Source organism: Pseudovibrio sp. W74 (genome assembly GCF_001623085.1).
In the GTDB taxonomy this organism is placed as follows: Bacteria; Pseudomonadota; Alphaproteobacteria; order Rhizobiales; family Stappiaceae; genus Pseudovibrio.
Genome location: NZ_LMCJ01000042.1, coordinates 99,568 through 111,757 on the forward strand (window position 1 = coordinate 99,568; position 12,190 = coordinate 111,757).

The window sequence follows — 12,190 nt, forward strand, 5'->3', positions numbered from 1 at the left end:
AGTCTCCCTAAGACTTACATTCTAACATCGCCTTTCCCAGTGCAGTTATCCAATGATTTACGCTAAAACTTCGCCTAGTTAACATTTTTCTAGAAAGACTTCTGAATGTTTGACATTCGTCGCATTAATTCGAGTGACCATGACGCCATTGTGCAGTTATGGCATCAAGGCTGGCATGATGCGCACGCACAACTCGTACCCGAAGGTGTATTGGAGTACAGAACTCCTGAGTACTTCCGGAAGTGGCTTCAGTCCTCCGATGATGAGTTCTGGGTAGCGGTTGATGGTGACGTTCTTGGTTTTGTTTCAGCAAATGGCGATGAACTAGTGAAACTCTACGTTCTCCGCAAAGCAAGAGGAACAGGGATTGCCCAAACGTTGCTGTCGCGCGCAGAACAACAAATTCAAGACAAAGGCTTTCCAGAAGCTAAGGTTTTCTGCACTGCAGGCAATTCTCGCGCTGAGAAATTTTATATTCGCGAAGGATGGTCTCTCAGTAGGACATTTCGGGACCAACTTTGGTTACCTGAAACAACAACACGACGGTTTGATGTGAGAACTCATTGCTACCGTAAAAAAATATCCTCTATTTCGATGTCGTAGAGTTTGAAAGCCTGAACGCGAGCATTTTACTTCGGTAATACTTTGACCCTTGGCAGAACTAAACGAGGGGTCGCCGTTGGCCTTGTTTGCTCCAGCAATGACCTACTGGAATCTAGTTTTTTCACCTTTGCGGCAAATATCAGCAAAATCGCCATTAACTCGTTTTAGAAGATGGAGTTACTTAACTCCATAGCCATAGCCATAGCCATAGCCATAGCGCCTAGAAAATAATACGTTAAATCAATTGGTTATTGCTTGAGTTAGCGTCCGGTGAAGGTGACCTAACAGCGCCGGCTTTACTCCTCTATGTTGCCTGTTTGTCGGCGACGCCTTATGGACTGATCGGTGATTTGATTAAGAGAGTGTTTTGGCCCATGATCACGACGACAGGAGTGAAGAATGGGGCAAAACACAGGGACTGTCAGCATTGCAGCTGAGAAGGCGGTCAAAGTAGCATTAATTTTTTTCAAGGTATGCTAATGCAAGGTCAAGAAATTTCTCAAAAACTACTTGGTCATCCGTCCAAAGTACGCATGCTGAACTCTCGGAATCTGACAATAAATGAGAGCTGAGCTCAGGATTTTGTTTATCCGCATATTCGAGTAATTGCGTTTCCAACTTAAGCCCATTTTGCTCATTAGAAATCGAAACTTGGAAAGAAATTTTATCCTTACCGTTATACTCTATCCCTTCAATTGTTATCTCAGCATCACCGATACTGGTTTCCCAAAACTCATGTTCACTTATGTACTCTGAAATAGAGTTTGGTATCCCATACTTTCTCATTTTTCTATGCGTATCAATGCCTCTAGCCCCTAATTTGCGGAAAATTACTGTCAGAATGCCAAAGCTTTATCTTCTTCTCTTGGCCTCATCGAAGCAACAAGGAAGTTCTTTATAGTCAATTGAAAACATTGAATTTGGTACGATATTACGAAATTGCTCACTACATATAAGCATTGTGGGGATCGCAATATCCCAACCAAATAAAAAATCCTGCTTTTTTGTAATTACATAATTTTCGTACTTAAATTTCTTAAGGTACGGCCAAAAGTGATTTGGCGTCACATCTTTATTGACTATATTTAACTTGCGGTTGTTCTTTATCGTTAAAAATTCTCCTTTGATTTTTTTTGAATGAGCATTCAGGACACAGTCATAAAAGTCCATTGTCTGCAAATTTAGGTTGTTGATGTGATTAACTATTCTCCGTGATAGCACCAACAGTCCTGAGTGTGTTTTTAAGAAATCTAACTTCAAAAGATCTTCTACCGAAATCTCTTCCAGAAAGTTGTCAGCATTAAATTCTCCATGATAAGCGCTTTTTCTTCCCCAAACGACTTCCAAGGCTTGTTCATCATCCGTTTCAACAAGTCTTGATTGAGGATGATTATTGAAACTTGAATCTAAACGAAAATACATCAATCACCTCACTATTTGCATCGATTTGGTCCTAAACTTAATGCTCCGGTGCTTAGCATAGTTCTATACTTTAATTGTAATTGCCTGATCGCAATTTGGACACATCTCTTTGACCACTTTTCTCGCGTCGCTTTCTCTTGTAGTTGACCAATTTCTTCGCCTACAGCTTGGTTGTATGCGCTGTGTTGTCCGCTCCAACCGTTATGAGTACCTGCATTTTTGCCAGGCGAAGCTCCAGTACCAAATCCCTTGCACATTGGCAGGTGCATCAGGTTTGCTCTATCATTGATGTTAAAACCATGCCTTTTTAGAAAGGGATTATCTCTAAACTCCCAAGGTATAATGTGATGTCCTTGATGCCCTTGTTTTCCAACCCACCAGCTTGGTAAACGACTTTCTAAACCGACCGGGTCGAGCCATTTGACTGGTGATACTACATATCCATTACTCCTCATTCCTCCGATCAATCCAATCGGATCAGGCGATATATACTGCGCGGCTTGTGGATCATAGTAGCGAAAACGGTTGTAATAGAGCCCGGTTTCTTCGTCTGCCCATTGCCCCTGAAACCGGATAGGACAAAAATAAGGGTCAAGCTCCGCAGAGGCCTTGAGAGCTAGAGAGCCGGAAACTTCTAGACTTCCATTTCCATGCACATTGGTGCTGTAGACAGGATTACCGTCACCATCATAGCCTTGAAACGGTCCTCTATCACTAGCAATGTTATCATTATCGCCTTGCCACAAGCGACGTAGCTGTCCCCATGTGGTGAGGTCTGCGGCCCATACAGGCACACCAGTTTCACTCATGATTTCACGGGGCGTGCCGAGATAGTCAGTGACCACATAGCAAAGCTGATCGCCCTGCTGTCGGGTCAGAGGCACAAAACTGTTCGGTTCGAAGTGCCATTCCACCCGATCCCCGGAATCTTCTTCCCAGGCGGGTACATCACCATCCCAAAGTGTAGAAATTCGGCGCACTTCCAGCCAGTCACCTTGCTCTCCATTCTTATTGAGCGAGCGGCTGTATTTGATCTTCTCTAGCCTGCGACCAAGCGGGTCATAGGTATAAGCCCATTTATCGCCTGACGGAGCAATTATACAGTCCAGTCTGTCACGGCCATCCCAGCTGAAGCGCCAACGTTGAGGGCGAAATCCGTCGCGTTCCACCAGTTTGCTAATAACACGCCCCCGGCTGTCATACTCCAACGCAATACGTTCACCAAACGTACCTCGAGCAAGCTCTACTCTCCCGCCTTTTGAAGATCTCCACGTGAGCAGTTCTTTAGCTGTCTGATGCTGTTCGTTTTTGCGAGCGCGATAATCTTGCACTAACAGCGTATAACCGCTTTGCTTTTCACTCCCCTCACTTCTGGTAAGGGGCCTTGATTGTTCTGTGACCGCAGAAACGTTCTGAGCTGGATCGTAGGAGAATTGCTCCGTGAACCCATCAGAAAAAGATCCCTGACTAATCTGACCACGGGCATCGTAGCGGAATTGTGTTTCTCCCCATCGCTGGTCTTTGATATCAGTCGGTTCAAAAAATTTATTCCAACCATATTGACGCGACATGGAGATATTTGGAGCAATCCGATTGCCCTGTTTATCTGGCACACCTGTCAGCGCACGTCCGGCTTGCTGGCTTTGCAGTTGGCCTAGAGCATCCCATTGCTGAGCTAGCGAAAAACCCGAGGCACTTGCCCGTGTTAGCTCACGGCCCAGGAGATCTCGAGTAAACTTAAGCGGAGCATGACGTCCTTCCTTGCCACCAACTTTGAACTCTTTAAGACCTCCGAGTGGGTCATAGAGGTAGTCCACTTGTTGCAGCTGCTGGCCAACCTTTGCCACTGGCACGTCACCGCGCATTTTGGCAAGAGCGCTTAAGCCTTCGTCCAGAGCAGAACTACTCTCAGGTTGATCTGCTCGCGCCAGATCAAAAACACGCCGCTGTGAACGTTGACCGCAGCAATCGATATCACTTTCGATACGGAAGCTATCTGTGCTTTCAGCGACCACTTCACCATTGGCATTGTACTCATACTCTACCATAGAGTTTGCATTGGTGACCTTCGCGAGCAGGCCACGATCATTGTACTCAAAGGAAACAATATCTGGCTTTACAGAACCAGATACGTAAACAGCCTCTTCAACGATTAAGTCAGATTTGTCATAGGTATAAAGCGTGCGACCACCATCGTCGCGCCTGACCTCAATTACTCTGTCCGCTGCATCGTAATCATACTCAAAGCTCTGGTCATCAAAATCACATTCATGGATGATGCGCCCGGCCCCATCCCGCGCAAAAGTCCAGTCCAAACCGTTCTCGTTGGTGATCTTGTCAATGCGTTCTTGGCCGTCATAGTGGAAACTCAACTCATTACCGATGGTATCGCAGACCTTAAGCAGGTTACCAAATGCATCATATTGATAGGTGTTGCGCCGCTCGCCCCCTTCTATGACAGTGATGACCCCGCGTTTTTTACTCACATATTCAATAGTGTTGCCATCAGGGCGAATAACCTTAGAAGCCTGCCAGAAATCCCACCCAGTTTGGTCACTATATTCAAGATGTGTAGCATCACCAAGCGCGTCAGTAATCTGGGTGATACGTCCGAACCCATCACGTTCATACTTCGTCTTGCCACCATTAAAATCTGAAAGAACGGTTAGTCGGTGATGCTCATCATAGGCATACTGCTGTAACAAACCGTCGTGGCGCATTATACCGATCGGCAAGCCCAGATCATTGTTGCGAATATCAGAACGAAACCGGTTCGCATCTTCGATGGCGGTCAGATTACCTTTTTCATCGTAGTGATAATCCCAGCTGTTACCTTCTGGATCAATTAGGATTTCAAGATTGTCATCATCATCCCAGGCATAAAAACTAGATCGTCCTTCACCGTCTGTGATTGATTTGATATTGCCATTATCATCGTAAGTGTAAGATGTTTCATTACCTTCCGCATCAACCTGCTTCTCAACATAACCCAAGTCATTCTCAAAACTTCGCTTAATATGACCAAGCGCATTGGCTTCGGCGGTGATGGTATCGAACTCGTTGTAATAGAATTTCTCAAGAAAAGCAGGATTACCCTGTGGCAGGTATGTTGTAATATGAAGCTGATCATCATACTCAAACAGGTCACCATTATAGGGACCGTTCGTTGAAACGCTGAGCTTGCGACCCTTCTTATCATTAGTATAGCTAGCTTGATAAAGTCCATTACGCTGCATGGAAACCAAATGCAGGTTCTGGTCATAACCATAGTCAAAGATGTTCCCATACAAGCATTCAGATTTGACCATGTTGCCACGATCATCGTAGCCCCAGGACATAACTTTCTTTTCAGCGCCATCAAGCCCCTGAAGCCAGGCTCCAATGCGTAATTTGCCCTTGTGCTCGAAACGAACTTTCAGACCTTCTACATTGGTTATCGTAAGTAGATGGCCGTCTTCATCACGCTCAAAGATAACGGCATTGTTGTTTCGGTCTTCGGTTCTAACCAGATTCCATCTGCCACTCTTATGCTTGGCAAAATAGTGAAACTTGCCTTCTTCACGTATGATTAGCGACCGCCGGCGCCCCTGTTGTATTTGGATCGAACGTACACTATCGCTCTCAAACCACATCTCTGGATTCGGTGTCGGATTTGGGAATATGACAGGATCATTTTCAACATCCCAATAGGTTAGTGTTCCATTTTTATTACGTTCAATAAAGGCATCCAGCATACCAATCCGTCGATTGCCAAAGGCTGTGCTGAGCTGACAATCACTGTAATAGATTGACCCAATGACAATAGGAATAATGCCAGCAATTGAGAACATTGCATCTTCTGCAATGGTCATACCCGTCGGCATTTGAACTGGGTTACCCTTTTTTTGGCATTCTTTTCTTTTTTTTCTGCGTTTTTTTCGTGCTTTGGTGCGGTCTGAGCGCTGAGAACGAACACGTTCTGTCTGTTTTTTAAGTTTACTTAGAGCTTTCTTTCCGCCTTTTTTTAAAAGAGCGGAGAGCCACTTAAAGATTTTTGGCCCACGTCCTGCAACGCCAAGCACATCCTCCGGGCCGACTTCTAACATATTGAGCCACCCTGTTGCCTCCGCCATGTAACCAGGGCCAAGACGGCGAGCAGCATCGAGCCTGAAATCTGCAGGCGCTGTAGAAAAATCGTCCCCCCCTGCACGGGGGTGATTGCTAATGTAATCAGAAAATGATTCCGTATAGCCGTAGTCGCTTAGTGCTTTGTGTTCGTAAGCAGCAACATAAGCATCAGCTTGCAGATGCTTCTGCTCCTCCATGATTTGACTTCGATCGAAATCAGTTTGAGCTGCTGCATAATCTTCTTGTAATTGCTTTTCTTCTTTCTTTAGTTGCTCTAGCTCTTCTTCTTTTTCAGCAATCAGTTCAAAAATTAGCTTCTCTGATGCACTGGCATCAACGGCAGTCGCACTATTGCTGGCATTGGCACTTACCTTTGACTGGTTTGCCAGCGAGCCACTACTGTCAGTTACCTCCACCTCATTGTTATCAGATGCTCCACCCATAATGTCCTCTAAATATGCTTTATAGTAGTCTTAAATCTTGATCGCCGGGGCTCAGTTCCCCCGGAGCCGGGACGATTGATCAGTGCGGGATCGCCGTCGCGTATGACTGAATAACCTTCTGAATAAACTGTCTTGTGTCCGGCTTTTACATGTGAATGGCTGACATGCCCCGCAACATTCACGCCTTTTCCGGTGCCCGGTTCATGACCCGTCGTTACAGTCGCCCTACTGTTAAGTTGGAAATCTTGCTTTCCATTATTGCGAACCGTCCTTGATGTACGAGCAGATGTTCCGAAGAAAGCAACAGACATATAGGGTACTGGCACCATTGAAGATCCCATTGGGGTCTTACAAACATCAGGCGCCTTGCAATAAACGTAGTTTGTGCCGTCTTTACGGGCTGAATGAGGTACACCCATACTAATCCTGCCCCCCTATGTTCTGAGGCATGGCAACACAAACATCTGCAGGTGTTGGAGGCAGCTCAATAGCCTCCAGGTGTTCCTGAGACAGATCGTCTTCTGGTAGAAAAAGCTTGATCCCCAATGTTTCAGTTGGGTGAAATAGGAGCCGCCATGTGCAGAACGCCCTTGGATCTTCAAGGTTTTCTTCGTCGACTTCCAAGAAGAGACTATCAAGGTTCATTCGCAAGAACTTTGGATCCAAGTTCTCATGTTCAAGAAAGCAGACCGGGCTCATATTTTTAAAATCAATACGCCAGTTCTGTTTGCTGGGATGCAAGTTCACGAGCTCTATCTTCAAGTCGCTGTGAATGTGTCCTTGAGCACGCAAGCCAGGAGAGCAGGAGTTGTGAAACTCAAAGTCATAGTCTTCTGGCCAGCAATTACCACCGCTTGCTATCCATGCTTCATCATAGGTTCCGCCAAGTGGCCGTCTGGGCAACCAGGCTGGAGGTATGGGACCGAAACCTTGCGGTGTATATTGCCTGTAGGGGTCAGTTATCGGATCGTCAGCGTCTTCGATCTGAGGAGCTGGCATAGGTGCTGTATGATCGCTCCAGTGTGGATCGATATAGCCTCGCCCAACTGGATTACTTTCAAAAGCCTCTCTTACAGGGACGCCATCGGCATCTGCATCTTTGGATAGCTCTCCTCCATATGCAAATTCATAGCGGATAGGCAGCTTTGTTATTGGTTTAGCTTCGCTAAGTTCCCATCCGACAAAAAGGTTTTTATATTCGCGCCAGTTTAGTTTTTCCTCTTCAGTGAGGGAGCGTTTCCATTTTGGAATCCAGAACCGTGGCCCAAAAACTCTAAGCACCTTTTCACTGACTATCCCGTCAGCGGATGTGAACCTAACACCTGCTAGCCAGGAGCTGGCGGGTTTGCCATCAGGAGCCCATGTCGTTGCACTGAGAACTAAATCTGTTTTGGGCTTATAGGGAGCAAAATCAGATGGGTAACGAACAGAAGAAACATTCACCTCTCCATAGTACTCATCCTTAAAGACAAATGGCTCTTGCTCAGCTGAGATCGCGCAGCTTCCATCAACCAGAAGATCCCAAGCAACTTTGACCATAAAGACCCCGAATTCCAGATTATCGGTGTCTGTTCCTGAATATCGCAGGTTGGGGAACGGAGTGTAATTATCTAATTGAACTGTCATTTCGATGCTCCAATCAGTTCAGATCTATGACCTTGCCCTTTTGAATAAATGGCCCTTCGGCATCGAACAGAAACTTTACTCCCTTGATAATCACCGTTCCGTCTTTGCGCATGATCATTTTAGATTTGCCCACTTCGATCACGTATTCCTCACCAACTACAGTTTTCTTGAACTTACCAACTTGCTTGGTTTCGGTATTACCCACTGATGTGTTTTTCATCATGCCAATCTGTTCGGTGGAGGCCATGCCAACGGTGGTGGACTGAAATTTTTCAATCACTGATGAGACTACTCCGGACATGGGCATGATCTGGGAGAGCATACCGCCAATTGCAGCTGCAGTTCCCTGCTGTTCCTTACCTGCCTCGAGGAAATGGTTTCCTGAAGCGTTGAAGCCAGCGTTACTTCCGAGCGACGCTCCTTCGGCCATCGCTCCAACAGCTGCAAGAGCACCTGCAAACTGACCGATACCCGCATCTCCCGTCAGGCCTGATCCGGTTTGCATATCACTTCCTCCGGACGCGAGTACTGCGCCGAGTGCTCCCATGAGTGCCCCCCCAGATCCTCCACCAATGGAGATATTCATCGACCCACCAATTTTCTCCTGATGGTTGCCACCAATTTCAATGCTCTTGTTGGAACCAACACTCTCAACCTGATTATTCTCAATACGTTTGGCCCGGTTATTGAGAACTTTGATGGTTTGGTCTTTTTGGGCGTGGGTGAAAATGTTCTGCTTGCCAGCCTCATCCTCAAATGAGATCTCGTTGTAGCCATCTTCTTTATGGCTGTCGGACCGGATAACCATCTTGGTTTTGTGGTCCGGCAGTTGGTAGGGGGACTTGTTGTTGTTGTGATAAGTCCGTCCCGTAATAATTGGCTGGTCGGGGTCACCTTCGAGGAAGTCTACGATGACCTCGTGGCCGATGCGGGGGATGGCGATGTGGCCCCAGCTGGCGCCGGCCCAGTTGGAAGACACGCGGATCCAGCAGGAGGAGGTGTCGTTCTTCTGGCCATGACGATCCCATGGGAACCAGACTTTGACCCGGCCATGTTCATCGCAGTAAATCTCTTCACCTTCCGGCCCGGTGACATGGGCGATCTGCGGGCCGTCCACCAATGGCTTTTTAAGCAATTTGGGCCGGTATGGCAGGCGCGCGGGCATGACCTCAAACCCGGCACTGTAGGTGGTGGTGCCGCTGCCAGCTTCCTCAGCCACGGCCTGTGGCTGGCTGCCCTGATGCGAGACGGTGAGCAAATGATACTTGATGTTGTAATCGCTGTTCGGGTGGTCTGTGAGGGCGAATTGATGCCCGGCCATCAGGTGAATGGCATTGGTCGCGCCGTGGCCAGTGGTGGCCTCAACACGAGCTGCCTCCAGCCGGTGTTTTGTGAACGGCTTGCCGACACCATCGGCCTTATATCGCCCCGGATATTCATAGAGCGCATAGTCTCCGGCAGAGCCGTTGTCTTCACCGCGCTGATGGGTGTGTTGTTGGTTGTAAGGCGGGTTCTTGAAGGAATAATCGCGCTGCATGAAGCTGGTGGCTCGCAGCTGCTCGCGCAGGACAAAGCTGTTGCAATAGACACCTTTGACAGCCCCGCCCGCCATGGCGTTGTACTCCAGCTTGGGTTGGTCCGGCAGCTGCGAGACAATCTGCGGGTTATCAATAAACTGCAGCGTATGCTGGCCATTGGCACCATAGGTGAAGTAGTACCAGATGCCTTCTTCTGCCGTGATGCGGTCTAAGAAGCTTAAGTGGCTTTCCCGGTACTGCACGCAGTATTCGCGGGCTTCATGAGGCTCAGTCAGATCCCACTTCACATCCTCTACGCCGTGTTCTTTCAACAGGATCTTGACGATCTCAGGTACGCTTTTCTTCTGGAAGATCCGGCAGTCAGAGCCGTGGGCTAAACGGTGCAGGCTGGGCAGCAGCGTGAGCGAGTAACTGGTGCGGTGATGGCCTTCATTACCACGGGCAATCTCAGCAATCACTCCGGAGAGATGGCGCAGGCCCTCGTATTTATGATGAATGGTCAGTGTGGCAGGCGTATCCAGCAGGGAGTGCAAGTCCAGCGCGTTGTCGGGACTGGCAAGCTCAATCTGGATCTGCGTGAGCCCGTTAAGGCGCTCAGTTGCCGAGAACCCGGTGACCAGCAACTCCGCGTTGGGCTGCGCAGGAGCTGCAAAGGTGAAGGCCAGATCTTGTTCCTGGAAGAGCTGCGGGATTTGGACAATAGCATTCATAACAAACTCACTGGCAAAGGAAAAAACAAAGGACGTACAAGTATTGAGAGTGGTCTGGAGGGCTCGTTAGGGCCTCACCGCTGGCGGTGGATAGGGTTTGGAATGCCATTCATCAGCGGGACATAAAGTGTTTGGACGCGCATAGGTATGGAAGGATTTTGCCGGTGCGAAGAACTCGTTCTGGCAGAGTAAGTACCCTTCGTCTTGCGCTCTTTGCCCAATTGATTGCGCCCATAGATTGCCGGCGATAGCAAAGATCAGAAGCGATCCGAAAATAAGAATGAGATATGTCTTTACGGACCATTGCAGCCGTTGATGGCCCCAGGGCGTGAAGACAAAATGAGCAATGGGGATAGCAACAGATCCAAGAGCTAAAGCCTGGATGCCATGAGCAATTTCAAAGTTATCTTGTCCAAGCTCAATGACCTGCTGTGCATACAGAAAGTCAGAGATCGTACTCCACACCAAAAACACCATCAAAAGATCAAGCGCGGCTGCAAACCCGTGTGCTCTGCGCGGATCCCGGCCAATCCACTGGCCAAAATGAACGGTTTTATTGATGTACCAGTTGATCATCATCACCGCCTGTAGATCTGGTTGTAAAGATCAGGCCCACCCAAATGCCAGATGGTCTCGCGTTCCAGATCATAGAAAAACCGATTGCTGCGGCGTTCAAGCTCTTCCACCTTCTGGCGCATGGAAACTTGTGCTTCACGAATGACTTGTCCGGTTTTCTGAAGGCCGCGCGCAACAGCCTCACCAGTCCAACGCAGGGCAGCAGACAGTTTTTCTCGCAGGCCAAACATCTTGTCCAGTTGCCCAAGCGCCATGCCGACAGCCATACCAACAACAATGGCACCAGCCGTAATGGCAAGAGCAGGAATAGCAACTGTCGTGATAGCACCGGCCAGAAGCGCTCCAGCAGCTGCTGCGGCCATACCAGCCCCAATGGCAACAGCCCCGATCGCCACATCGACAATGATGTTGGCAAACAGTTCGCTGTAAAGCTGCGTATCGCTCATGATGAACTGCATGATATCCAGAGCCACATAACAGGTGATCATGATGATCGCGTTCGCCCGGCCACCTGCCCGAATGGCTTCAGGGCCAATTCCAAAAGCAACAACCTTTGGAGAGGACGACAGATACCGTGTCCCCTTAAGAACTTCGCGCACTGCAGGATAGCCCTTGAAGATCACGTAGGTCTTCCCATTGGCTATCTTTGTGTAATAACGCCCCTTAATACCGATCTCTTTCAAAAGCTGATGTCCAGACCGGCTGTCCAGCAATGTACCGGGTAAGGTGGCCAGATCTAAAGCACCGCCGGTCATAAGCGCCATGCCTTGATGGGCATCCACGATTGCCTGAGCAAACGCCTCAAGAGAGACCGCGATTGCCTCATCCTGAACCGGATTTACATCATGAGCTGTGCTGTGCTGCTGCGCCAGTCTCTGTTCCGCCAGCGGGTAGACCATCAGAATATCTCCTTGTGGGGCTGTTCCCCTGGCCTGACCATCAAGCGGTGACCGGGAAACTGATCCAGAAAGCCCCGGATCTCCAGCTCTTCGGACAGATCTTCGTGCAGAGCATCTGACGAGCGCTCAGGCCGGTCACGACCTTGCAAGACCACATGCGCGGTGCCTGCCGGATCGGTTTCCTTGGGTGCAGCTTCAGCAATTGCCTCCACCTTACGCCGGCGCCACAGCAAGCTGCGAAAGAAGCTGCGCAAGTAGCCGCGCTT

Annotated in this window: 9 protein-coding genes; 1 reads left to right on the forward strand and 8 read right to left on the reverse strand. The window is 48.5% G+C overall.

Translation table 11 applies throughout. The annotated features are described in order from the left end of the window. Nucleotides 1–105 precede the first annotated feature (105 nt). Nucleotides 106–603, forward strand: coding sequence for a GNAT family N-acetyltransferase (locus tag PsW74_RS19785; RefSeq protein ID WP_063286983.1), 498 nt, complete (start codon nt 106–108; stop codon nt 601–603). 456 nt (nt 604–1,059) lie between these two features. Here the strand turns inward: PsW74_RS19785 and PsW74_RS19790 are convergent, their stop codons facing one another. The 8 genes from PsW74_RS19790 to PsW74_RS19825 all read right to left on the reverse strand — a co-directional run. After that, a complete protein-coding gene (locus PsW74_RS19790) occupies nt 1,060–1,389 on the reverse strand; it encodes a hypothetical protein (RefSeq protein ID WP_063286982.1) in 330 nt (109 codons plus the stop codon). 66 nt (nt 1,390–1,455) lie between these two features. After that, nucleotides 1,456–2,025 carry a hypothetical protein gene (locus tag PsW74_RS19795; RefSeq protein WP_063286981.1) on the reverse strand — a complete coding sequence of 190 codons (570 nt, stop codon included), beginning with the start codon at nt 2,023–2,025 and terminating at the stop codon, nt 1,456–1,458. Between the two features lie 11 nt (nt 2,026–2,036). Then, nucleotides 2,037–6,575 (reverse strand): RHS repeat-associated core domain-containing protein, encoded by a 4,539-nt coding sequence (locus tag PsW74_RS19800; RefSeq protein WP_063286980.1) that lies wholly within the window; start codon nt 6,573–6,575, stop codon nt 2,037–2,039. A 420-nt stretch (nt 6,576–6,995) separates the two neighbouring features. Then, the gene (locus PsW74_RS19805) at nt 6,996–8,201 is read right to left on the reverse strand and encodes a DUF2169 domain-containing protein (RefSeq protein WP_082830640.1); all 1,206 of its coding nucleotides are present in this window, start codon (nt 8,199–8,201) and stop codon (nt 6,996–6,998) included. 13 nt (nt 8,202–8,214) lie between these two features. Further along, nucleotides 8,215–10,449: a type VI secretion system tip protein VgrG gene (locus PsW74_RS19810; protein ID WP_082830641.1), complete on the reverse strand. Its 2,235-nt coding sequence runs from the start codon at nt 10,447–10,449 to the stop codon at nt 8,215–8,217. Between the two features lie 66 nt (nt 10,450–10,515). Further along, the gene (locus PsW74_RS19815; protein ID WP_063286978.1) at nt 10,516–11,028 is read right to left on the reverse strand and encodes a hypothetical protein; all 513 of its coding nucleotides are present in this window, start codon (nt 11,026–11,028) and stop codon (nt 10,516–10,518) included. Next, a complete protein-coding gene (locus PsW74_RS19820; protein ID WP_063286977.1) occupies nt 11,028–11,924 on the reverse strand; it encodes a hypothetical protein in 897 nt (298 codons plus the stop codon). Before PsW74_RS19820 ends, PsW74_RS19815 begins: the two co-directional genes overlap by 1 nt. Beyond that, the coding region (locus tag PsW74_RS19825) for a hypothetical protein (RefSeq protein ID WP_082830650.1) at nt 11,924–12,190 on the reverse strand (267 nt) is incomplete at its 5' end. The genes PsW74_RS19820 and PsW74_RS19825, both read right to left, overlap by 1 nt.